Origin of the sequence: Formosa sejongensis, assembly GCF_033447105.1 — a bacterium.
Classification (GTDB): Bacteria; Bacteroidota; Bacteroidia; order Flavobacteriales; family Flavobacteriaceae; genus Formosa.
The window spans coordinates 64,954-91,731 of sequence record NZ_JAWQUN010000010.1 but is presented as its reverse complement, the minus strand read 5'-3'; the positions used below and the strand labels follow the sequence as shown (position 1 = coordinate 91,731).

The window sequence follows — 26,778 nt, the reverse complement described above, 5'->3', positions numbered from 1 at the left end:
TGTTATTTGTAAATTTTCTTAACACGATCTAGATTACGTTTGTTGTCACGATCTTTAATAGATTCACGTTTATCGAACAGTTTTTTACCTTTAGCTAAAGCAATATCTAATTTAGCAAATCCTTTATCGTTTATAAAAAGCTTTAAGGGTACGATTGTTAATCCGCTATTTTTAACTTCTTTTTCAAGCTTTTTAAGTTCGCCTTTATTTAAGAGTAATTTGCGTTCGGCTTTAGGGCGATGGTTGTAATAGTTCCCAAAAGCGTATTCTTCAACGTTCATATTAATTACAAACAATTCGCCTTTTTCATTGAATTCACAAAAACTTTCTGCGATAGAAGCTTTGCTGCTTCTTATCGATTTAATTTCAGTTCCAGAAAGCACAATTCCGGCAGTATATTTATCTAAGATTTCGTATAAAAAACGAGCTTTCTTATTTTGTATGTTTATCTTTTTTTGCATAGATGTCAAAGGTAAATAATTAAATATAATTTTTAATAAGCTTAAGCTTCAATAACTTCAATTGTAGAAAGATTTTAAGTTTTGAACGATACTTTATTGCTATTTATTTAGAATTGACATGATTTTTTATAGTAATAGAATTTAATTCTGAAAAAAAACGAGTCAGTTTGTGGTAAAAAGATTGATTAGTTTTATTGCGTTCTGATTATTGTTTAAGGTATAATATTGTTGATATTAAGTATGTTGAGTTTTCCTTTTTATGGTGTTAAAATTATTGAATACTTTACGTTTTATATTGAATCTTATTAAGAAAATGAATAATTAAAAACGCTATGATTATTTTTGATAGAGTTAACAATTATATTAAAATTATTATAAATTTGGCCTTTGTTAGTAATCAAATTATTTAATTTAAAATTATGAAAAAAATCACATTATTATTTGCAGTTGCCTTAATGTTTAGTGTTGCAAATGTTTTTGGACAAGCAAGAAAAGAATTAAACTTTGGTATTATTGGAGTTAACTATGAAATTCCAGTTCATAAAGATATTACTATTGCACCAGGAGTAGGAACTAATTTAGATTTAGATTGGATTACTTTAGGTGTTAAAGGAAATTATTACTTCGATAACATTTTTGGAATTACTGATGAAGCTTGGGATGTTTACGGTGGTGCAAACGCAGGTTATGCAATTTACGCTGGAGACGATGATTTAGACAGTAGTGATTTAAGTTTAGGTCTACAAGTTGGTGGTAGATGGTTTTGGAATGAAAAATGGGGTGTTTATGCTGAATTAGCAGGAGGAACTATCGATTTTATTCCATCTATTGGAGTTACAATGAAATTATAATACTATTTCTATTATTTATAAAAGCCTTGGGATTATTCTCAAGGCTTTTTTTATTTCAAGTTTATTCTTGAGAGTTAAAATCTTTAAAATAAAAAAAGCAATGTTCATCTAAATTCAGATTCACATTGCTTTTCATTTAACTAACCAACCTATTCCTTTAACGGGATATACTATGTTATATTATATAGAAATTTGGCTTTAACAAAACTTTAATTATTCCTCGTGAACTAAACTTTCTTGATTTCTAAAAACTAGCTCATCATCAAAACTATCAAGTAAAATAATGCTGTCTGTTGTTATTTTTCCTGAAATGATTTCTTTACTTAATTCGTTTAACACTTCTTTCTGAATAACTCGTTTTACAGGTCTTGCACCGTACTCTGGATTGTAACCTTTTTTTGCTAAATAATTAACGGCTTCTTGAGTGGAATCGAAAGTTATGCCTTGCTGGGCAATCATTTTTGAAACACCTTTTAATTGTAATCCTACAATCTCTCTAATGTTCTCCTTACTTAAAGGTGTAAACATAATTGTATCGTCAATTCTATTCAAAAACTCAGGTCTAACCGTTTGTTTTAATAATGCTAACACATCAATTTTAGCTGATTCAATAGCACTTTCAATATCTTTTGTAGCTTCAAAACGATCTTGAATAATCTGACTTCCCATATTGGATGTCATAATTATTATTGTGTTTTTAAAGTCTGCTACACGTCCTTTATTATCTGTTAAACGTCCTTCATCTAAAACCTGTAAAAGGATGTTGAAAGTATCTGGATGTGCTTTCTCAATTTCATCTAAAAGTACTACGGAATATGGTTTACGTCGTACCGCTTCTGTTAATTGTCCACCTTCATCGTAACCAACATATCCTGGAGGTGCTCCAATTAATCTGCTTACCGCATGACGTTCTTGATATTCACTCATATCAATTCGTGTCATTGCATTTTCGTCGTCGAACAAATATTCAGCCAATGCTTTAGCGAGTTCTGTTTTACCAACTCCTGTTGTGCCTAAGAATAAAAAGGTTCCTACAGGTTTTTGCGGATTTTGTAAACCAGCACGACTACGTCTTACAGCATCACTTACAGCCACAATAGCTTCTTCTTGACCAACGACACGTTTGTGTAATTCGGTTTCTAAATGCAATAATTTTTCGCGGTCGGTTTGTAACATTTTTGTAACAGGAATTCCTGTCCATTTTGCAACAACTTCTGCAATATCTTCATAAGTAACTTCTTCTTTTATTAAGGAGCTTTCAGACTGATTTTCGTTTAACTCCTTCTGAAGTTTGTCTAAACGTTCTTGTGCATCTTTAATTTTTCCGTAACGTATTTCTGCAACCTTACCATAATCTCCTTCACGTTCTGCACGTTCTGCTTCAAGCTTAAAGTTTTCAATATCTAATTTTGCAGTTTGGATATTATCTACAACATCTTTTTCACTTTTCCATTTAGCAAATATCTCGTTTCGGTCTTCCTTAAGGTTTGCTAAATCGGCTTTTAAGCTTTTCAGTTTTACTTCGTCTTTTTCACGTTTTATGGCTTCAATTTCGATTTCTAACTGCATTATTTTTCTATCTAAAACATCTAGCTCTTCAGGTTTAGAATTGATTTCCATACGTAATTTAGCAGCTGCTTCATCCATTAAGTCAATCGCTTTATCTGGTAAAAAACGGTTTGTAATGTAACGTTCAGATAATTCGACAGCACCAATAATAGCTTCATCTTTAATACGTACTTTGTGGTGAGTTTCGTATTTTTCTTTAATACCACGTAATATGGAAATAGCACTTTCTGTATCTGGCTCATTCACCATTACTTTTTGAAAACGTCGCTCTAAAGCTTTGTCTTTTTCGAAATATTTTTGATACTCATCTAAAGTTGTTGCACCAATCGCACGAAGTTCTCCACGAGCCAATGCTGGTTTTAAAATATTTGCAGCATCCATAGCACCTTGTCCGCCACCTGCACCAACAAGCGTATGAATTTCGTCTATAAATAACACAACATCACCTTCGCTATTCGTAACTTCTTTTATAACCGATTTTAATCGTTCTTCAAATTCACCTTTATATTTAGCACCTGCAATAAGTGCTCCCATATCTAAAGCAAAAATCTGCTTGTCTTTTAAATTCTCTGGGATATCACCATCAACAATTCTATGTGCTAAACCTTCTGCAATAGCTGTTTTACCAGTACCTGGTTCTCCAACAAGGATAGGATTGTTTTTTGTGCGTCTTGATAAAATTTGAAGAATTCTACGAATCTCTTCATCACGACCAATTACGGGATCTAACTTTCCGTTTTTTGCTAATTCATTTAAATTTTTAGCATATTTATTAAGAGAGTTATAGGTGTCTTCTTGACTCTGAGATGTTACACGGTCACCTTTTCGTAACTCTTCAATTGCAGCAGTAAGTGCTTTTTCGGTTACACCTTGATCTTTTAACATCTGAGCGATTTTACTCTTCGATTTAAAAATGGCAATGATTAAATGTTCAATAGAAATATATTCATCATTCATTTTTTTTGCAATACTAGACGCTTCATTTAAAGCTTTACTCAGTTCACGTGAAGCCATGATTTCGCCTCCAGAAACTTTAGGAAAATTTTCAATTTGCTTGTCTAAAGCTTGCTCTAAAATGTTTATGTTAACATTTAGTTTTTTTAGAATAAACGGTAACACATTTTCGTCTACTTCAGAAATAGCTTTAAAAACATGTTCGTTTTCTATGCTTTGCTGTCCATTATCTTGTGCAATTTGTTGCGCACGTTGTATGGCTTCTTGAGATTTTATTGTATAATTGTTAAAGTTCATTGTTTAATTGTTTTTCAATGTATAGTCAATTTTCTTACCATTGTTTAAAACGAGTCAAAATGTCTGTTTTTGTAGTATTTATACTGACTAATTGTCTTTTTTAAAAATTGTAGTAAGATTTAAAATTAATGAAAATATGGGATTTTTTGATAAAATATTTAGTAGTAATTCTTCTGGAGAAAAGGAGGAAAGTGCAATAGCTTGGAAAGCTTTGGCAGATGTAGATCAGTTAGATGCAATAGTAGAAGCATCTAAAGGAAAAGCGCAAGCGATATTTAAACATTCTACACGTTGTGGAATTAGTAGAATGGTGCTGAGCCAATTTGAGAAATCATTTAAAGCCGAAACACAAATTGACATGTATTTTTTAGATTTATTACAGCATCGTGATATTTCTAATGAAATTGCAAATCGGTTTAATGTACATCACGAATCGCCTCAATTTTTAATCATTAAGAATGGGGAAGTGGTGAAGTTTGCTTCTCACAGTGATATTAATTCTTTAGACCTTCTTGCTTTTTAAGGAGAGAAGGCGTAATAGTAATTGTGAGTAAAAACATAAAAGAGCCGTTTTAAACATATGTTTAAAACGGCTCTTTTATAACTGTAATTTTAAAATACTAGATGCTAAGAGATGTAAATAATTCTTTTAATTTTTCATCTGATGGTCTAGGAGCAGAAGGATCTACAATGTTTCCAGCTGGATCTATTAAAAGAAATCTAGGAATACTATTAATTTTGTATTCTCTAATAAATCGAGAATTCCAACCTTCCGGAGCGAAAACCTGTATACCACCTAATTCTTGGTCGGCAACCATAGCTAACCAATCTGCTTTAGCTTCATCCCAAGAACCACTAGTTCTATCATCATCAACAGAAAGACTTACAAACGTAATGTTTTTGTCGTGATATTCTTTTTCTAATTCTTTTAATGCTGGAATTTCAGCTTTACAAGGTGCGCACCAAGTAGCCCAAACATCTATGTAAACGTATTTTCCTTTTAAGCTTTCTAAAGAGGTTGTAGTACCATCAGCATTTGCATAATCAATGAAAAGAGGCGATGTTTTACCCGTCATTTCTTGCTTCATCTTTATATTTCTTGAAAAGTAGTTTTTATTGGCTTCTAACATTGGTTTAAGGTTTTTAGAAGCTGCATTTGTAACCATGGTGTCAAGACCTTGTTTAGAATTGTTAAATGTGTTTAACTCAGTTTCTATTTCTGCAAATTTAGCATCTAAGGTTTCTAAATCCATTGTCGAAAATTCCCTATCCATAAGGGTTTCCTCTTTTAAAGATTTCTCTGCTAAAAAATTATTGTTTTCAGCACCTATACCTTTATATATAATAGATTCGTCAAACTCTTTGGTGTCTAAAGTAATTTCTAGATCGTATCCGTTTTTAAGAAATATAGTAGTAGACTCTCCGCCGTCGTAGAAGTTGTAATGTCCTGCTTCAACTTTTAAAGTGTCACTAAATGTTCCGTCATCATTTACATGAATCGTTTTGTTATATGTACGACTTCTAATTACAAGCGAATCGCTGTTTTGATCTATTATAGTTCCTGAAAGTGTTACATAATCTTTTTTAGGAGTTTCTTGGCATGCAAATATGGTCAGGGCGCCAACTGCAAAAAGTATTTTTTTCATAAGTATGTTTTTTTTCTTATTCCAAAAATAAGAGAATAGTACGATATATTATAATTTATTCTAATTGTTTGCTTTATTTGAATATAATGGTGAGTTTTGATTTCCATTAATTCCTAATTATGAATAATTACCATTTAATATCATCTAAAATTCTTGATTTATCAAAAATTAAAGAGATACTGACGCAACGAATCCAACTACAATTATCTGATGACGTGGTTCAGAAAATTGTTGCTTGTCGCTCATATCTCGATGAAAAGATGAAAGCCCAAGATGCTCCTATTTACGGTATTAATACCGGATTTGGATCTTTATATAACGTTAAGATTTCGAGAGAGAATTTAACGAAATTGCAAGAAAACTTAGTGATGTCTCACGCATGTGGGACAGGTGAAATTGTTCCTGAAGAAATCGTTAAGCTGATGCTTTTGTTTAAAATTCAGTCTTTAAGTTATGGACATAGTGGTGTTCAAATAGAAACAGTGAATAGGCTTGTCGATTTTTTTAATAACGATATTTTTCCTGTTGTGTATACACAAGGTTCGCTTGGGGCTTCGGGAGATTTAGCACCTTTGGCACATATGGCTTTACCACTTTTAGGAAAAGGGGAGGTGTTTTATAAAGGTAAAATAGTGTCTTCTAAAAAGATACTGAAAAAGTTTAATTGGAAACCGATTTTATTACGTTCTAAAGAAGGTTTGGCGCTTTTAAATGGAACACAGTTTATGAGTGCTTATGGTGTTTATTTGTTATTGAAATCGTATAAATTATCTTATTTAGCAGATTTAATAGGAAGTATTTCTTTAGATGCTTTTGATGGTAGAATTGAACCTTTTAATGCCTTGGTGCACTATGCGCGACCACATAACGGACAAATAAAAACTGCAGAACGTGTTCGTGACTTTTTAGAAGGAAGTGAATTGATTAATCAGCAAAAGCAACATGTTCAAGATCCGTATTCGTTTAGATGTATTCCGCAGGTGCATGGTGCTACTAAAGACACTTTAGCATTTGTAGAAAAAACGTTTAAAACAGAAATCAATTCGGTTACCGATAATCCTAATATTTTTGCTGAAGATGATAAAATTATTTCTGGTGGAAATTTCCATGGGCAACCGTTAGCTTTAGCTTTAGATTATTTAAAAATCGCTATGGCGGAATTAGGTAATATTTCTGAGCGAAGAACATTCCAGTTGGTTTCAGGATTAAGAGGTTTGCCTGCGTTTCTGGTTAATAATCCAGGTTTGAATTCTGGATTTATGATTCCGCAATATACGGCCGCAAGTATTGTAAGTGCAAATAAGCAATTGGCAACGCCAGCGAGTGTAGATAGTATAGTGTCCAGTAACGGACAAGAAGACCATGTAAGTATGGGAGCAAATGCCGCAACTCAGGCATTTACTTTGGTAAGTAATGTAGAGCGTATTTTAGCGATTGAATTGTTTAACGCGTCTCAAGCTTTACAATTACGATCACCTTTAAAATCTTCTGATTTTATTGAATCACTATTGAAGATGTACCAAGATGAAATTCCTTTTGTGACAGATGATAGAATTTTACATAATGATATTGAAGTGTCTATCCAATTTATACAAAACTTGGCGATAGACTCTAGTGAGTTATTTAGTTAGAACCACATAAAATATAAAAACAAAAAGCCCCGATATTTTAAATATCGGGGCTTTTTTATAATGTATTCTGATTTTAAGATTCAGCTGGGTTTTCTTGCTTTTCAATAGTGATTACAAGTTCCTGTTTTGTTTCATCTAGTTCCATAAGTATTACATCGCCTTCATGAATTTTTGATGTAATAATCTTTTCTGCCAAAGCGTCTTCAACATATTTTTGAATGGCTCTTTTTAGAGGTCTTGCACCGTATTGTTTATCAAAACCTTTATCTGCAATAAAGCTTGTTGCTTTTTCGCTTAGTCTTAAATCGTAACCTAAATCTTTGATTCTTAATAATAACTTATCAAGTTCAATTTTAATGATGCTATTTAAATCTTCTTTTTCTAACGCATTGAAAACAATAACGTCGTCAATTCTGTTTAAAAATTCTGGAGCAAAAGCTTTCTTTAAAGCACTTTCAATAATGCTCTTTGTGTTGGCAGCTTCTTGAGATTTCTGAGAGGCGGTTCCGAATCCCATTCCCGTTCCGAAATCTTTCAATTTACGTGCCCCGATATTCGATGTCATAATAATGATTGTATTTCTAAAATCAATTTTGCGACCTAAACTATCAGTTAAATAACCATCGTCTAAAACTTGAAGCATCATGTTAAAGACATCTGGATGCGCTTTTTCAATCTCATCTAAAAGTACAACAGCGTAAGGTTTACGACGAATTTTCTCAGTTAATTGTCCTCCTTCTTCATAACCTACATATCCCGGAGGTGCTCCAACTAATCTCGAAATGGCGAATTTTTCCATGTATTCACTCATGTCTATTCTAATTAGTGCATCTTCACTGTCGAATAATTGCTTTGCAAGTACTTTTGCTAATTGTGTTTTACCAACTCCTGTTTGACCTAAAAAGATAAATGAACCAATTGGTTTATTTGGGTCTTTAAGTCCAGCACGATTACGTTGAATTGCTTTTACAACTTTAGAAACCGCTTCGTCTTGACCAATTACTTTCCCTTTAATAAGTTCTGGTAAAAGCGCCAATTTATTACTTTCGGTTTGAGCTATTCTATTTACAGGAATTCCTGTCATCATAGAAACCACATCGGCAACATTATCTTCTGTTACAACTTCACGATGTTGTTTTGTTTCTTCTTCCCATTTTTCTTGAGCAATTTCCAATTCTTTTTCAAGACGTTTTTCGTCGTCTCTTAATTTTGCAGCTTCCTCGTATTTTTGCTTTTTAACAACAGATGTTTTCGTTTCTCTAACCGTTTCTAATTCTTTTTCAAGTTGAAGAATTTGTTTTGGCACGTTTATATTTATAATGTGCACACGAGAACCTGCTTCATCTAAAGCATCAATCGCTTTGTCTGGTAAAAATCGGTCAGTCATATAACGATTTGTCAATTTCACACAAGCTTCAATTGCTTCTGGGGTGTAATTAACATTATGATGACTTTCGTATTTATCTTTAATATTGTTTAATATTTCAATGGTTTCTTCAACTGTAGTTGGTTCCACAATAACCTTCTGAAAACGACGCTCTAAAGCACCATCCTTTTCGATGTATTGTCTATATTCGTCTAAAGTTGTTGCACCAACACATTGAATTTCTCCACGTGCTAAAGCAGGTTTAAACATGTTTGAAGCGTCTAAGCTTCCAGTAGCTCCACCAGCACCAACTATGGTATGAATTTCATCAATAAAAAGAATAATATCGTCATTCTTTTCAAGTTCGTTCATAACTGCTTTCATACGCTCTTCGAACTGTCCGCGGTACTTAGTTCCAGCAACTAAACTGGCTAAATCTAAAGTAACTACACGTTTATTAAAAAGTATTCTAGACACTTTACGTTTTGTAATACGAATGGCTAAACCTTCGGCAATGGCAGATTTACCAACACCAGGTTCTCCAATTAAAAGTGGGTTATTTTTCTTACGTCGACTTAAAATTTGCGACACACGTTCAATTTCTTTTTCACGACCAACAACAGGATCTAGTTTTCCTTCTTCGGCCATAACTGTTAGGTCACGACCAAAATTATCTAGAACAGGTGTTTTCGACTTTTTATTGACTTTACCTGTAGGAGAATTGAACAAATTATCTTTTGTAGCGTCGTCGTCGCTAGAGCTATCGTCTTGGAACGATTCAGCTTTTGGTTCTATATAATTATCATTGTTTGTAATCATAAATTTAAATTGTTCTTTAACGTTATCATAATCTACTTTCAGCTTGTTTAGGAGCTTAGTCGTAGGATCGTTTTCGTTCCTTAAAATACATAGCAGTAAATGCGCTGTATTAATGGAATTACTCTGAAATAGTTTTGCCTCTAAAAACGTGGTTTTTAAAGCGCGTTCTGCTTGCCTAGTGAGATGTAAATTCTTCTTCTCGTTAGAAATTGCTGTTAACGTCGGGTTTGCAGGGCTTAATATTTCAACTTTTCTCCTTAAATGATTTAAATCTATATCTAAGGCGTTTAAAATATTTATTGCTTTTCCGTTTCCATCTCTTAAAAGTCCAAGCATAAGATGTTCTGTCCCTATAAAGTCATGCCCTAAACGTAGTGCCTCTTCTTTACTATAAGCAATTACATCCTTTACTCTTGGTGAAAAATTGTCATCCATATATAAAATCCTTTCTGCATTAAAATTACTAAAACATATTACCAAAGACAAAAAGTATACCTTAATTATATGATTTATGCTAAGAGAAAAAAAATCTTTATTAAATCAAAATATTTGGGGTCTTACTTATTAACTAAATACCTATTGGTAATTGTTAATAAAAACTGTTAAAAACGCTGTTAAATCGCCTGCTATGACTCGCAAAATGGTTATCTTAGCGCGATTTGAAACACACAAGATAACTAAATTATTTTTATAGATGGCAGAAGGAGAAAAGCTTATTCCAATTAATATAGAAGACGAAATGAAAACGGCTTACATTGATTATTCAATGTCAGTCATTGTGTCACGTGCCCTTCCAGATGTTAGAGATGGTTTGAAACCGGTACACAGACGTGTTTTATTCGGAATGCACGAATTGGGAATTAGAGCAACTGGAGCGCATAAAAAGTCAGCAAGAATTGTTGGTGAAGTTTTAGGAAAGTATCACCCACACGGAGATACTTCGGTTTACGACGCTATGGTGCGTATGGCTCAAGAATGGAGTTTACGTTATATGCTCGTTGATGGACAAGGTAACTTTGGTTCTGTAGATGGCGATAGCCCTGCAGCAATGCGTTATACAGAAGCGCGTATGCGAAAGATATCTGAAGACATGTTGGCAGATATTGATAAGGAAACTGTAGACCACAAATTAAACTTTGATGATACCTTAAAAGAGCCAACAGTATTACCAACACGAATTCCAGGTTTATTAATTAATGGAGCTTCGGGAATTGCTGTAGGTATGGCAACCAATATGCCTCCCCATAATATAAGTGAAGTTATAGATGGTACTATTGCTTATATTGAGAATAATGATATTGAAATTGAAGAGTTAATTAAATATATAAAAGCTCCAGATTTTCCTACCGGTGGAACTATTTTTGGTTACGACGGTGTAAAAGAAGCTTTCCATACTGGCCGCGGACGTATAATAATGCGTGCAAAAGCTAATATTGAAGAAGTTCAAGGACGTGAATGTGTTATTGTAACAGAAATTCCGTACCAAGTGAACAAGGCAGATATGATTAAAAAAACTGCCGATTTAGTTAATGATAAAAAGTTAGATGGTATTGCTACGATTCGAGATGAATCAGATAGAAACGGGATGCGTATTGTTTACGTGTTAAAGCGTGATGCAATTCCAAATATCGTTTTAAATAAATTATATAAATTCACACAATTACAAACATCTTTTAGTGTAAATAATATTGCACTTGTTAAAGGGCGACCACAATTATTAAACTTAAAAGAATTAATACATTACTTCGTAGAGCACAGACACGAAGTAGTTGTTAGACGTACAACTTATGAATTACGTAAGGCTGAAGAGCGCGCTCACATTTTAGAAGGTTTAATTATTGCTTCAGATAATATAGATGAAGTAATTGCAATTATTAAAGCATCTTCTAACGCTGATGAAGCACGTGCGAATTTAGTAGAACGTTTTAAACTTTCAGAAATTCAGGCTAAGGCAATTGTAGAAATGCGATTACGTCAGTTAACAGGTCTGGAGCAAGATAAGTTACGTTCTGAGTACGATGAAATCAAAATTACTATTGAAGATTTAAAAGATATCTTAGCAAGCAAGGAGCGTCGTATGAATATAATCAAAGACGAACTTCAAGTTGTAAAAGATAAATACGGAGATGAGCGTCGTTCAATAATTGAATATGCTGGAGGAGACTTAAGCATTGAAGATATGATTCCAGACGAGCAAGTAGTTATTACTATTTCTCATGCAGGTTATATTAAACGTACTTCACTTAACGAATATAAAACACAGCATAGAGGTGGAGTTGGGCAAAAAGCAACAACAACGCGAAACGAAGATTTCTTAGAGCATTTATTTGTAGGTACTAACCACCAATACATGTTGTTTTTTACTCAAAAAGGAAAATGTTTCTGGATGCGTGTTTATGAAATTCCTGAAGGAAGCAAAACCTCTAAAGGTAGAGCAATTCAGAATTTAATAAATATAGAACAAGACGACAAAGTGATGGCGTTTATTTGTACTCAAGATCTTAAAGATGAAGCGTACATTAACAGTCATTATGTTATTATGGCGACTAAAAACGGGCAGGTTAAGAAAACGTCGTTAGAGCAATATTCTCGTCCGAGAACGAATGGTATTAATGCCATTACGATTAAGGAAGACGATGTTCTTATGGAAGCCAAATTAACTACAGGAACAAGTCAAGTGATGCTAGCCTTAAAGTCTGGAAAAGCGATTCGTTTCGAAGAAGCGAAAACGAGACCAATGGGTAGAGGTGCATCTGGAGTTCGCGGAATTACGTTATCAGATAAAAATGATGAGGTTATTGGAATGATTACTGTTGAAAACCCTCAAGAAGAATCTGTATTAGTAGTTTCAGAAAACGGTTATGGTAAACGTACTTATATAGACGATCCAGAAGATGGAGAACCTGTATATAGAGTTACAAATCGTGGAGGAAAAGGTGTAAAAACGATATCAATTACAGAAAAAACAGGTAAATTAGTGTCTATTAAAACAGTATCCGATTCAGATGATCTTATGATTATTAATAAATCTGGTATTGCCATTAGAATTGCAGTTAAAGATTTACGTGTTATGGGCCGTGCTACGCAAGGTGTTAAACTTATAAACTTACGTAACGGAGATTCTATAGCAGCAGTGGCTAAGGTTATGCACGAAGAGGAGGTTTTAGAAGAAATCGAAGGTGAAGAAGGAGTAGAAGGCGAGAATACACCATACGAAGATGGTGATGACGCAACATTAGAGGATAACAATTTAGAAAACAATTAATAAACAATTAACTTAATTTAATCACAATGAAAAAACAGGTTATAGTTGCTTTGGCTTTATCGGTTAGTGCATTTTCTTTTGCACAAAAAAAAGAATTAAAGGCAGCAGAAAAAGCTATTAAAAGCAACAACTACGCAGAAGCAAAAGCATCTTTAAATCAAGTAACGCCTATGTTATCATCTTTAGATGATAAATATAAATCGCAATACTATTATTTACAGGCAGAAGCATTATATGCTAACGGTGCAGGAACTACAGAAGATGTAACTAAAGCTCTCGAAAATTTAGCTAAAGTAGATTCTTCAATGGCTAGTGAGGTTACTGAGTTTACAAACAATATGCAAAACACATATTTAACTAAAGCAAACCAAAATTTTACAAGTCAGAATTACAATGATGCTAGTTTAGAATTTGAGCAATTGTACAAAATTGTTCCTACAGATACTACCTATTTGTATTATGCTGCAGTTAGTGCAGTTAGTGCTCAAGATTACGATACGGCATTAAAACAATATATAATGTTGGATGAGTTAGGTTATACAGGAATTATAACTGAATATTATGCAACAGATATTGCTACAGGTGAAGAAGAAGTGATGAACAAGGAAAATAGAGATTTATTTGTTAAAGCTAAATCTCATGTTAAGCCAGGTGAACGTAAAACAGAATCTAAACAATCTGAGATTACTAAAAATATCGCTTTAATTTATGTGTCTCAAGGAAAAAGTGATGAAGCTTTAGTTGCAGTTCAAAAGGCAAGAGAACAAGATCCTGATAATATAGATTTAATTTTATCTGAAGCTAATTTATATTTGGAGTTGGATCAAACAGATAAGTTTAAAGAGTTAATGGAAGAAGCGGTTAAACAACAACCAGACAATGCAAACTTACATTACAACATTGGTGTTATTTCTTTAAAAAATAAAGAATTTGAAGCAGCTAGAACAGCATTCGAGAAAGCATTACAATTAAAACCAGACTATGCTGATGCAGCTTTAAATGAGTCTACAACCTATATTGATGAAGGAAATTCACTTATAGAAGAAATGAACGGTTTAGGAACTAGTAAAGCAGATAATGCTCGTTATGACGAGTTACGTGCTAAGAAAACAAGCTTATTTGATAAAGGAGCAGATGTTTTAGTACAATATATCGCTAATAACCCTAATCCAGAACCAAACATTTACCAACAGTTAATTAATATCTATAATGCTACTGGTGAAACTAGTAAAGCTAAAGAGATACAAGTAAAATTAGATGCTGCTAAGTAATTAGCGACACATCTTATTATATTTAAAAAACCTGTGAAGTAATATACTTTACAGGTTTTTTTATGGCTTATAGTGATATATAATTGATGAAATTAAATGATAATAGAAATTAATTGTTGAAAAAATTATGATCGAATAGCGTCGCTTTAAATCATTATTTGTAGAGGTTTGGCTGATGTCTTATTATGGTTTAGACTAAGTTATCTTTCAGTAGAGGTTGTTTTTATAATTAAATTCATCAAATGAATTCGGTTTAAGTGAACCGTATTATCTAAAATAACGAAGTTTTTTTTCAGAAATTAAAACTAAAATTTAGCATCACTCAACTTTTTATCCCGTTTATGAACCTTTTTCTGATCTAGAATAAGGGTAGCTTTCCTCTTCAATTTTCTTATAATCATTTCTTCCGTTAAAGCATGTTTTGACTTTGATAGTTGGACTCTTAGTGTATGTAAATGGATTCTCATCACTTTGCTTAAAAGAACTGAATTGGAGTTAAAAGCAACATTATAAAACTTTTTATTTGGTTTTCAGAATGTATGATCAAAGTTTCATAATTAATTCAAATTGTAAATTAAATGAGTATACTCAATACCTTCTTTTCATTATTTAGATCAACTTTACAAATAGATCAACTAGTCTGTTTAATATCCTTAATAGTGAGAACTCAATTTCACAATTTTCATTCATAAATCGTATAAGCAGATTGTTAGTTGCTATGAATAGCATTTAGTAATACTTGCTTAATTTAACTGGTTTGTATCTATAAGAAGAAGCTTCGATGTTTCAGTTTCGTTTTATTTGTCAACATCATATTTTTATGATTAACTATAATTGGAAGCTAGATAGATTTATTTAAATCTTAATAACAAGTTTTGTGTGACTCTAAAATTTTAGAATATGAGTCATCTAAGAGAACTTTTTAAGCTATTTAAAATTAAAATAGGAGGGACTGTACTTGCAAAACCTATTTACAATGTGAAATTCTTATAAATAAAAAAGCCGCTATATAGCGGCTTTTTAGTTTTTATGATAAATAATAGATTAATCAATAATCTCGATTTCTTCTATAATGATAAACTTAGAACGTCTGTTAGCCTGTTGTTGCTCATTGGTACATTTAACACCATTAGAACAGCCATTAACTAGATCCGTTTCACCGTAACCAATTGCACTAATAATTCTAGAAGCATCAATTCCTCTAGATACAATATAGTCTCTAGTTGATTTCGCACGGTTGTCAGATAAGATTAAATTATAATGATCTGGTCCACGACTATCTGTGTAAGATTCAATTTTAATTTTCATATCAGGATGTTCTTTCATAACACCAACAATATTTTCTAACTCGTAAGCTGCATCGGTTCTGATATCCCATTTATCAAAGTCGAAGTAGATAGGGTTAATCACGATTTCTAAATCAATAATAAGTGGTATTAAATTAAGATCTATAATCACTTCGTTTCCGTTGATTAATGAAGTATTCACTTCTACCAATTCATCTTTGTAATCTGCTTTGCTTCCTAAAACGATGTATGTTGTATTACACTTCACTGTAAAAGCGTATACACCATCTTCACCAACCATAGCTTGTTCTATTACTTTTCCAGTTTCGTCTATTAACTGAACATTAGCAAAAGCTAAAGGTAACAATGTTCTGCTGTCTCTAACAGTTCCTACAATAGCTTGAGAACAAATTTCGAATCCATAAATATCATCGCTTCCCATTCCGCCTTCGCGGTTAGAAGAGAAATAACCTCTACCAGTATCAGTATTGATAGAGAATGCAAAATCGTCGTAACCACTATTAAAAGGAGCTCCTAAGTTTTCAACATTTGTTCCGCCTTTTAAAATATCAGATTTATAAATATCTAAAAATCCTAAGTTTAAATAGCTGTCTGAAGAGAAGTACAATGAATTATCTTCAGCTACATATGGGAACATTTCTTTTCCTTCAGTATTTACAGCTGCACCTAAATTAACAGGGAAACCATAATTGTCTTCACCTAAAATAGCAACTTTCCAAATATCTGTTTGTCCAAACCCACCTTCTCTATCTGAAGTGAAGTATAAGGTTTTGCCATCTGGGCTTAATGCAGGATGACCTGTAGAGAAAATTTTATCGTTAATAGATAATTCTTTAACATCTTGCCAAGTACTATCGATTAAAGTGGCTTTATAAATTTTTAAATGAGCAGTTCCTTCACGGTCAGCTTTTAATTTTTTATTCTTACTGGTGTTATCTCTAGTAAAATAAATTGTTTGACCATCTTTAGTTAAAGCAACACTAGCTTCGTGATATTTAGTATTAATATCTTCACTTTTAATATAGTTAGGATAGCTATAGTTTAAAGCATCTTCACCATCTGTACCTTCAGTAATATTGGATTGATAAATATCTAAGAATGGTTCGTCGTTCCAAACATATAATTCGTCTCTATTCTTTTTAGAAGTAGAAGAGAAGTAGAATGTTCCGTCATATTCAAAACCACCAAAGTCAGCATTTTTTGTATTTATAGGTAAGTTGATAACTTCTACATAAACACCTTCAGTACTTTTTAGTCTTTCATATAAAGCAACATTAGTAAAATCTGTTCCTTTTATACGATCTTCATCCTTTTGAACGTCATTAAATTTTTCTAAGTACGTAACCGCTTCTTCATATTTACCTAAACTACGTAAAGATTGCGCATATTTAAAGTAATAAATAGGGTCTACATCATCATACTTATTTATTGCTTCTGAATACCATATCGCAGCTTGTTCAGAATTTGAATTGTTATAATAACAATCCCCTAATCGTGTTAATACATGTGCACTACTATCTCCTTTTTTAACAGCTTCTTGGTATAAATCACTAGCTTTAACATAAGCGTAATTTTTAAAGAATTTGTCGGCTACCTTTTTTTGAGCAAAGATAAAAGTACTTGTAAGTGCTAGTATTGTGAATATAATTTTTGTCTTCATAGTTGGTAGTCTTTAGAAATATCTTGGGGATTTAATACGTCTTTCTTTAAATAGTTCGAACATTAACATGATTTCGTGAGTTCCGCTTTGGTAATTTTTAATTTCCGAATTAATAGGGAATTCATATGTATATCCAATTCTGATTTGTTTAGACACTTGAAAGTCTATTAATGCACCAATAGCGTTTGTACCATTAAAAGTATAATCTGATACTCCGTTTGTTTGGATTCCGTTTACACCTGAATTATTTCTAAAACCAGCACCTAACCATAATTTTTCGTAAAACAAGAAGTTAGCTGTTAAGTCGTAAGATAGGGGCGCTCCGTTTGTTGCTTTAATTAAGAATGCAGGTTTGAATTTGGTATAATCTCCTAAGTTAAAAACATATCCTCCAGTTAAATAATAACTAATACGTTCTAAAGCTTCGTATCCGTTAGTAGCATAATTATTATTTAATATTCTTGGTGTAGATAAACCTACATACCATCTTGTAGAGTGCCAGTATAAACCAGCACCAATGTTAGGATCCCAACGATCTTCGATACCATAAATAACAGGATCGTTAGGGTTTTCAAGTCTAAAATCTTGGTCTAAACTATACTGAGTAAAACCAGCATTAATACCGAAAGCTAATTTTGAATTCTCTCCAGTTTTAATGGTATATGAAAAACTTGCATATAAATAATTAAAATTTTCTGCTCCTAATTCATCATGAATAAATGAACCTCCGATTCCCATTTTCTCATTATCAAGAGGAGATGAAACGGAAAGCGTTTGTGTTGTAGGCGCACCTTCAATTCCAACCCATTGGCTTCTATGAAGACCAACTACACTTAAGGTTTCCCTACTACCCGTGTAAGCAGGGTTAATTGACATGGTGTTATACATATATTGAGTAAACTGAGGCAATTGTTGCGCCATGCCGACCGTGCAACTCAATAATGCAATAGCTACTATGTGATACTTTAAAATTTTCATAGGTTATTTTTTATTTGGTTCCTAAGTAAATTGGACCTGTAATTGGTTTCAATCCGCTATTATTTAATGTTACAATGTAATAGTATGTTCCAGTTGGTAATTGATCTGCGTTTCCAAAAGCACCTTTACTATTCTTACCATTCCAGTCGTTTGAGTAATTATTTGCTTTGAATACTAATGAACCCCAACGGTTATAAATTTCTACGTTTACAACGAATCCACATCTATCAAGTCCCGTTACACTAAAGTATTCGTTCCATTGGTCACCGTTTGGTGTTACCGTTGTTGATATGATAGGATCACAAGTTGGTTCTACACAGTCTTCGTTAATATTAATTGTAACTGTAGTTTGGTTTTGACAACCATCTGCTTCAGTGAAAGTGAAAACATAAGCTCCAACTTCAACATCGCTAGGATCGAAAGTACTACCATTTAATGTAGTATCTCCAGAGTCTACAACCCAAGTACCAGCTGTACTAGGATCTACTAAGTAACTATCTAAATTTATATCACCACCTTCTGTACATTTAGAATCAGATTCTAAAACTGGTTCTTGTTGTACATTAACATCGATTGTTTGAGTAAACTCTGATGAGTTATTACAACTATCTGTTACTGTCCAATCTCTTATTATTTGGTAGTTCTCGTATGCTGCACCTGTTGATGTGTTCTCTTCTGTATACACTACATTTAGAATAGATGTACAGTTGTCTGTAAATTCTAATTCTGGTTTAGCAGGTATTGCAGAACAGTTAACGGTAACATTTGTATCAAAACTATTCACTAAAGTAGGAGGTGTTACATCTGCTACTGTAATAATTTGAGATATTTCTGAAGTGTTTTCACAAGCATCAGTAAATGTCCATGTTCTAGTAATTATACGACTACAAGAATCAATTTCAACTACAGTATCTACACCTGTTGATGTAATTTCTCCACCACAATTATCAGTTGCAGTTAAATCAATATTAGCAGGAATATCGTCTAGACACTCTACAGTAACATCTGCAGGAGCAGAAGGAGCTGTTGGAGCAACATCATCTTTAACAGTAATTACTTGAGTTACTTCTGTTGAGTTTTCACTGTTATCTGTGAACATCCAAGTACGTGTAATAATTACGTTACAAGAATCTGCGTTATCAATAGTTTCAGTTCCTTCTGAAGTAATCTCTCCAGAACAGTTATCTGTAGCAGTTAAAGGACCCAATTCAGGAACATCGTCAATACAAGCATATGTCATATCTGTTGGAGGTGTATTTACTACAGGAGCAGTTACATCTTTAACAGTTATAATTTGAGACACTTCAGTTGTGTTACCACAAGCATCTGTGAATGACCAAGTACGAGTAATAATTATACTAAGTGGGTCTGAATTGTTTACTGTTTCAGTTCCAGCTGAAGTAATAGTTCCAGCACAGTTATCTGTTGCAGTTAATGGCTCCATTGCAGGAACATCACTTTCACATTCAATATTCATATCTGTAGGAGTCGAATCTACTACAGGAGCAGTTTCGTCTTTAACAGTTATTGTTTGGTTCACTTCAGTTGTGTTTCCACTGTTATCAGCGAATATCCAAGTACGTGTAATTATAATGTTACAAGCATCAGCATCATTTATTGTTTCAGTTCCATTAGAAGTAATAGTTCCAGCACAGTTATCTGTCGCAGTTAAAGGTTCCATTGGAGGAACATCATCTATACATTCTACAGCTAAGTCTGAAGGTATTGTTGAATCTACTACAGGAGCAGTTTCGTCCTTAACAGTTATGGTCTGACTTACTTCAGAAGCGTTTCCACAAGCATCTGTAAATGTCCAAGTACGTACAATAATAATATTTGTAGGATCTGAATTATCTTCAGTATCTATACCTGCGACTGTAATATCACCAGCACAATTGTCTGTAGCTGTAAGGTCTATCATTGCAGGAATATCATCATAACATTCTACAGTTATATCTGCAGGAACATTAGTTGGTACTATTGGAGCAGTTATATCTATTACAGTAATTGTTGCAGTTGTTTGAATTGTATTACCACAGTAATCTGAAGCAGTAAACGTAACCGTAATTGCATTGTCTGGACCACAAGAATCAGAACTAATTGATGAAGGATCGAAATCGTTAGTCCAAGTGACATCAGAACAATAGTCTGTCGCCATTGCACCACCATTAGAATCTAACCAAGTGTTTAAAGTTGAATCTGAATTTGCATCACATTCATACACTAAATCTGAAGGTTCAGTATCTATAGTTGGAGCAGTTTCATCGTGAACAGTATAAGATGCAGATGTTGAAGTTGAATTTCCACAAGCATCTGTTGCAGTAAAGGTAACTTCGATAGCATTATTACAACTTTCAGCGTTTGGATCGTAATTGTTAGTCCAAGTCACATTAGAACAACTGTCTTCTGCTAAAGCACCAGCGTTTATTGCTAACCAACCATCGATTGTTACATTTCGTTCATCTCCATCACATTCAATTACTATATCAGAAGCTGGAGCAGTAATTACTGGAGCAGTTTCGTCTACAACTGTAATGATTTGACTTCCTGTACTTACATTTCCACAAGCATCTTCGAAATTCCAAGTACGTGTTACTATAACTCTACAAGGGTTTGTATTGTCAGTAGTATCTACTGGAGCAACCGTTATGTCTAAACCACAATCGTCTGTTGCAGTTAAATCTACCATTGCAGGTAAACCATCTGAACATTCTACAGTCACATCAGCAGGAATCGTAGGAACGATAGGAGCTTGAGTATCTATAGCTGTAATGATTTGAGATGTTTCACTAGAGTTTCCACTTAAGTCTGTAAATGTCCAAGTACGCGTAATAATAAGGCTACAAGGATCTGTATCATTTACTGAATCTACACCAGCAACAGTAATTGTTTCTCCACAATTATCAGTAGCCGTTAAGTCTACCATTGGAGGAATATTAGAACACTCTACCGTTACATCTGCAGGAGCTGTAGGTGGAATAGGAGCAGTAGAATCTGTAATTATAATATTAGCAGTAGTTGAGCTTGCATTACCACATTCGTCTGTTGCAACGAAAGTAACAGGAACAGTACCACTTGTTAATAAACTTGGGTCGTAATTGTTTTCCCAAGAAACAGTAGAACAAATATCTTGAGCCATTGCACCACCATTAGTATTTAACCATTCAAGAAGTACAGGACTATTAACATCCCCACATTCTACAGATATATCTTGAGCTTCAGTAGTAACGTCTGGAGCAGTAGTATCTATTATAGTATAAGATGCAGATGTTAAAGTTGAATTTCCACAGTCGTCTGTAGCTGTAAATACAACTTCAGTTGCTTCATTACAATTTATTAAGCTAGGATCGTAATTGTTAGTCCAAGTCACATTAGAACAACTGTCTTCTGCTAAAGCACCACCGTTTATTGAAATCCAACCATCGATTGTTACATTTCTTTCATCACCATTACATACAATTACTATATCAGAAGCTGGAGCAGTAATAACTGGAGCAGTTTCGTCTACAACTGTAATAATTTGACTTCCAGTGCTTACATTTCCACAAGCATCTTCGAAATTCCAAGTACGTGTTACTATAACTCTACAAGGGTTTGTATTGTCAGTAGTATCTACAGGAGCAACCGTTATGTCTAAACCACAATCGTCTGTTGCAGTTAAATCGACCATTGCAGGTAAACCATCTGAACATTCTACAGTCACATCAGCAGGAATCGTAGGAACGATAGGAGCTTGAGTATCTATAGCTGTAATGATTTGAGATGTTTCACTAGAGTTTCCACTTAAGTCTGTAAATGTCCAAGTACGCGTAATAATAAGGCTACAAGGATCTGTATCATTTACTGAATCTACACCAGCAACAGTAATTGTTTCTCCACAATTATCAGTAGCCGTTAAGTCTACCATTGGAGGAATATCAGAACACTCTACCGTTACATCTGCAGGAGCTGTAGGTGGGATAGGAGCAGTAGAATCTGTAATTATAATGTTAGCAGTAGTTGAACTTGGATTACCACATTCGTCTGTTGCAACGAAAGTAACAGGAACAGTACCACTTGTTAATAAACTTGGGTCGTAATTATTTTCCCAAGAAATAGCAGAACAAATATCTTGAGCCATTGCACCACCATTAGTATTTAACCAATCTAGAAGTATAGGACTATTAACATCTCCACATTCTATTGACACATCTTGAGCTTCAGTAGTAACATCTGGTCCAGTAGTGTCTATAACAGTATATGAAGCTGATTTTGAAACTGAGTTCCCACAGTCGTCTGTTGCAGTAAATATTACTTCAGTAGCTTCATTACATGTAATTAAGTTTGGATCGTAATTGTTAGTCCAGGTTACATTAGAACAATTATCTTCAGCTAAAGCGCCTCCATTAATAGCAATCCAACCATCGATAGTTATATTTCTTTCTTCACCATTACATACATAAGTTATGTCGGCAGGATCTGCTGTAATAATAGGAGCAACATCATCTACAATGTTTATTATTTGAGTTACAGAACTTGTGTTTCCACAATCATCTGCAAATGTCCAAGTACGATTAATAATTGTGTTACAACTATCGCTTGGCAGTGCTGAATCTACACCCATAGCAGTAATAGCTCCACTACAATTATCCATTGCAACTAAGTCTGTCGGTTGAGGTACAAGATCTAAACAAGATACTGTAATTGCTGCTGGTGCTGCTGGAGGCACAGGAGCAGTTTCATCTTTAACAATTATAGTTTGAGATGTTGAACTTGTATTTCCACAAGTATCAGTAAACGTCCAAGTTCTTGTAACTATAATGTTACAAATATCTGTATTGTTAGTTGTGTCTACACCTGTAGCTGTTATTAACTCACCACAATTATCTGTAGCTGTTAAGTCTATCATTGCAGGTAAGTCTGTAGTACATTCCACTGTAACATCTGCAGGAGCACTAGGTGCTATTGGTGCAGTTGTATCTATAACGTTGATTGTTTGAGATGTTTGAGAAGCATTTCCACACTCATCAGTAAAAGTCCAAGTTCTAGTTACAATTATATCACATGGATTTGTATCGTTTGTTGTATCGTTAGTTGTTACAGTAATAGTACTAGAACAATTGTCTGTAGCTGTTAAATTAGCCGCAGTTGGTATATCGTCTATACATTGCACAGTAATATCTGCTGGAGCTGTAGGAGCTACAGGAGCAGTAGTATCTACTATTGTAACAGTTGCAGGACTTGTTGTTGTGTTTCCACAAGCATCTGTTGCTGAAAATGTAACTAAGGCAGAACCTGTATTTCCACATTCGTTTGAAACTGTTGTGAAATTATTTGACCAATCTATAGTTTCGGAACATTCATCTATTGCAGAAGCTCCTCCATTCATGTTTAACCAATTTTGTAATCCTTGATCATCGCCACATTCAAAAGTAGCATCACTTGCTTGATCAACAAATACTGGTCCAACAATGTCATTAAATCTATATTGACCTATAACAGTAGAACTATTTCCACAAGCATCGGTAGCTGTAAATGTTACTGATTTAAAATCAGTATCACAAGGTGATGCATCTGCTTCGTTATAATTATTAGTCCAAACAATATCATTATCAGATGTACAATTATCAGAAGCAACAACCCCTGCATGAATAGCTAACCATGCATCAAACGTGTCATTTTTTTCTTCTCCGTTACAATAAATAGTTATAGAATCTTGAGCAGAAGTATCTAATACAGGATCTGTAGTATCTACTATTGTAATTATTTGAGAAACTTCAGAAGAATTTCCACAATCATCTGTAAATGTCCAAGTACGAGTAACTATAACATTACAAGGATCTGTATTGTTTGTTGTATCTACACCTGTTACAGTAATAGTAGGATTAAGAGAGCAGTTATCTGTTGCAGATAAGTCCACCATTGGAGGTAAATCATCTGAACATTCTATAGTTACATCTGCAGGTGCAGTTGGAGTTATAGGTGCTTCTGTATCTTGAATAGTAATTGTTTGTGTTGCAGTTGTTGCATTATTACAGTCGTTAGTTGCAGTAAACGTTCTTGTAACTACTGTTGGGCAAGTTCCTAAGACAACATCCATATATGTTATTGCACTAAATCCAGTAGCAGTTCCGCCACCAGCTTCCGCACTTTGTAATTGGTCTAATGTAATAGAAATAGGTGTTGTACTAACTGGTAAACCTGTTATTACACTAAGATCACATCCTTCTAAAGCATAAGCAGTAGGTGCTGTTATGGTCGGGAATGAAGTCAGATCAGTTTTAACTTCAAAGCTACTAACTGTATCACAACCTGTAGTTACATCTGTAATAGTTACTACATATATACCAGGCATTAATCCTGTAATATCTTGAGTAGTCGCACTAGTGCTCCATAAGTATGTGTAATTTCCAGAACCACCGGTTACAGTAAGATCTATTGAACCATCACTACCAGGAGTACAAGAAGAGTCTGTTATACTTGAAGAAACATCTAAAATATCGTTTACCGTTACTGTAATAGCCACTCTATTTTCACTAATACAATCTGGAGATGGACCTTCAGCAACATAATAAGTAAATGTTCCAGCAACATCTGTATTTGGTGTAATAGATGCTTGTGGAGCAGTTGAAGGATTATTGTCTGTGTAATAGTATAATGTTAAAGCCGCATCGCTTGGTGTCGCTGTTAATGGTACAGCAGTTTCATTTAAGCAATAACTTATCGGATCAGGAGATACTGTTGGTACAGATGTTACTGAGTTTACATTTATAATAAATTCAAAATAACAGCTTTCAGATCCAGCAGGAACAGCATAGTAAGTTGTAGAACCATCATTTCCTGGGAAAGGATTTGAATTAGTATACTCAATTGTACTTGATGTTACAGGGTATTCGTTGTAAAAACGTGTGCCTTGTGGATAAGTAGAACTGATATCTGAAGTTGGTATTGTAGTCGATGAAGATGCACAATAGTAAAAGTTTTTTACAACTGGTACACCTGCGCAATTAGCATTAACATAACTTACAGCATCAATAGTAGTATAAATAGGAGCAGGAAGTGGTGTGCCAACACAACCAGCAGTTGTATCGTATCCTGTTATTAATGTTTTATCGAAACTAGAACCAGAATCACTTCCAGTACCAGAAATAGTACCATTTAAAGAAATTAAATTAGCACACTCTACAACTAACAAAGTACAATCTGTAGTTGCGGTAACTGTAAAATTAACTGATGCTAGTAAATCATCTGTTCTTGTTGCAACAGGTAAATTACCTAAATTCCATTCAATTGCATTTGTAGCTGCATTATATACAGGAGCATTTGCAGATGAGTATGGAGAGTAACTATTATAATTTAAACTTTGATAGGTTGTATTATATGGTAGAGGAATAGAAAGCATTGAACCTGTAGTTGATTCTATTCCGAAATTTTTAACATCTACTTTATAAGTAATACTTTGTCCAGGTAATACTGTTGTAGTAGCAGAATTATTTGGTACACCATTAATATTAGTAATAGCAACTTCAGCTTCAATTTCTGGAGCAGGAGCTTCAAAAGATAATGTTAAGTTATAAATAACGTATTTATCTTGTAGTGCATTATATTTAAAACGTAAGTTTGGTTGACCTATGTTTATAAGTCTATTCGTGTTCGTTCCTTGAGTATTAGGTAAGTCAAATTTGCTAAAACCAATACCTGTATTATTTATAAGGTTAGGATTACGTGGTGAACCACCTACAGAAATAGAAGAATTGAAGAAGTTTCTAGTCACCAAAGCAGGCAATGAACCTGGTATTAAGTTTCCTTGATGAGCTAAACGTAGGTAATTTGAAGTTGTACCTTTTTCTATTTCAAAATAATCAAATTCTAAAGATAAATCTCCCTCTGCGGCCATAACACCAATTTGGGTATTTAAATCTCCGTTAGAAGTATTTAAAGCACTAATATTAATATTTAAAAAATCATCATGACCTACAAGATTTGATTCTCTAAATGCATAACCATCAAAAACGCTAATGTTACGCATTTTCATAGTAGAATTCTCGTAAACAATTACCATACTCCAGCCTCCGAAGAAACCAACATTTCCTCCTAAACCTTCATATAGTGCAATATCTGCAACATCGTAGTTTCCTGTTCCGTTAAGTTTTACATAATCTGTTACATCTGCATATGCAATAAACATATCAGAAAAAGTACCTTGAGGGTAGTAAATATCATTTTCATTTGCAACGACATCAGTATAAGAACCAGAAGAAGGTCCGCTTATAGAGACCTTGTGTTTACTTAATGTTTTAGTAATTGTACCATTGCTAGCTTCAAATGTGTTATCCGGACCTGGACGACCAGTCCAATATAAACCGGCGTATAATATATTCGAACAATCTGTAACAGTTCCATTATCATCTTTCAGTTGTAATGTTGCCGAAGATGAATTTAAGGTATTACTATCTCCATCGACATCTACATATATCATTTCTCTTGAGTCTGCAACACCTGCATTGTAGTCTTTAGGAGTAAGATTTGTATTACCGATGATAGCAAAATCACCTTTTACTGTATATACAGATTTACCAGTGGCACTAGATACTCTAGGCGTAAATGGTTTTATTACTTGTCCATAGCTATAAAAACTGAAAGCCATTAGCAATAATGCTAACAGCGAATACTGTTTAATGTTTTTATATGCTTTAATTTTCTTAGCGTAAATTTTTTTCATTT

Annotated in this window: 12 protein-coding genes; 5 read left to right on the top strand and 7 right to left on the bottom strand. The window is 33.6% G+C overall.

The annotated features are described in order from the left end of the window. Window positions 1-2: 2 nt before the first annotated feature. Window positions 3-461: an SsrA-binding protein SmpB gene (gene smpB / locus R6X41_RS11265; protein ID WP_318500313.1), complete on the bottom strand. Its 459-nt coding sequence runs from the start codon at window positions 459-461 to the stop codon at window positions 3-5. Between the two features lie 419 nt (window positions 462-880). Between smpB and R6X41_RS11260 the strand changes: the two genes are divergently transcribed. Further along, the gene (locus R6X41_RS11260; protein WP_318500311.1) at window positions 881-1,312 is read left to right on the top strand and encodes a hypothetical protein; all 432 of its coding nucleotides are present in this window, start codon (window positions 881-883) and stop codon (window positions 1,310-1,312) included. Window positions 1,313-1,525: 213 nt separating this feature from the next. On the opposite strand, the gene clpB is transcribed toward R6X41_RS11260, so the two are convergent. Continuing rightward, window positions 1,526-4,132 carry an ATP-dependent chaperone ClpB gene (clpB, locus tag R6X41_RS11255; protein WP_318500309.1) on the bottom strand — a complete coding sequence of 869 codons (2,607 nt, stop codon included), beginning with the start codon at window positions 4,130-4,132 and terminating at the stop codon, window positions 1,526-1,528. A gap of 136 nt (window positions 4,133-4,268) precedes the next feature. Between clpB and ytxJ the strand changes: the two genes are divergently transcribed. After that, window positions 4,269-4,655, top strand: a complete 387-nt coding sequence (gene ytxJ, locus R6X41_RS11250; protein WP_318500307.1) for a bacillithiol system redox-active protein YtxJ — start codon at window positions 4,269-4,271, stop codon at window positions 4,653-4,655. Between the two features lie 97 nt (window positions 4,656-4,752). Here ytxJ and R6X41_RS11245 read toward each other — a convergent pair whose 3' ends face one another. Continuing rightward, complete coding sequence (locus tag R6X41_RS11245) at window positions 4,753-5,778, bottom strand: TlpA family protein disulfide reductase (protein ID WP_318500305.1); 1,026 nt, start codon at window positions 5,776-5,778, stop codon at window positions 4,753-4,755. A 119-nt stretch (window positions 5,779-5,897) separates the two neighbouring features. Here R6X41_RS11245 and hutH point away from each other — a divergent pair, with 119 nt between their 5' ends. After that, window positions 5,898-7,409 (top strand): histidine ammonia-lyase, encoded by a 1,512-nt coding sequence (hutH, locus tag R6X41_RS11240; protein ID WP_318500303.1) that lies wholly within the window; start codon window positions 5,898-5,900, stop codon window positions 7,407-7,409. Window positions 7,410-7,482: 73 nt separating this feature from the next. Here hutH and R6X41_RS11235 read toward each other — a convergent pair whose 3' ends face one another. Next, on the bottom strand, window positions 7,483-10,029 hold the full coding sequence (locus R6X41_RS11235) for an ATP-dependent Clp protease ATP-binding subunit (RefSeq protein WP_318500301.1): 2,547 nt from the start codon (window positions 10,027-10,029) through the stop codon (window positions 7,483-7,485). 259 nt (window positions 10,030-10,288) lie between these two features. Here R6X41_RS11235 and gyrA point away from each other — a divergent pair, with 259 nt between their 5' ends. After that, entirely contained in the window at window positions 10,289-12,859 is a 2,571-nt protein-coding gene (gyrA, locus tag R6X41_RS11230) for a DNA gyrase subunit A (RefSeq protein WP_318500299.1), read from the top strand. Between the two features lie 26 nt (window positions 12,860-12,885). Continuing rightward, window positions 12,886-14,130 carry a tetratricopeptide repeat protein gene (locus R6X41_RS11225; protein WP_318500298.1) on the top strand — a complete coding sequence of 415 codons (1,245 nt, stop codon included), beginning with the start codon at window positions 12,886-12,888 and terminating at the stop codon, window positions 14,128-14,130. 1,044 nt (window positions 14,131-15,174) lie between these two features. Here the strand turns inward: R6X41_RS11225 and R6X41_RS11220 are convergent. The 3 genes from R6X41_RS11220 to R6X41_RS11210 are packed head-to-tail and all read right to left on the bottom strand — an operon-like array spanning window position 15,175 to window position 26,776. Beyond that, window positions 15,175-17,097 (bottom strand): OmpA family protein, encoded by a 1,923-nt coding sequence (locus R6X41_RS11220; protein WP_318500296.1) that lies wholly within the window; start codon window positions 17,095-17,097, stop codon window positions 15,175-15,177. Between the two features lie 12 nt (window positions 17,098-17,109). Further along, entirely contained in the window at window positions 17,110-18,075 is a 966-nt protein-coding gene (locus tag R6X41_RS11215; protein WP_318500294.1) for a PorP/SprF family type IX secretion system membrane protein, read from the bottom strand. 10 nt (window positions 18,076-18,085) lie between these two features. Further along, complete coding sequence (locus tag R6X41_RS11210; RefSeq protein WP_318500292.1) at window positions 18,086-26,776, bottom strand: HYR-like domain-containing protein; 8,691 nt, start codon at window positions 26,774-26,776, stop codon at window positions 18,086-18,088. Between the last annotated feature and the right edge of the window lie 2 nt (window positions 26,777-26,778).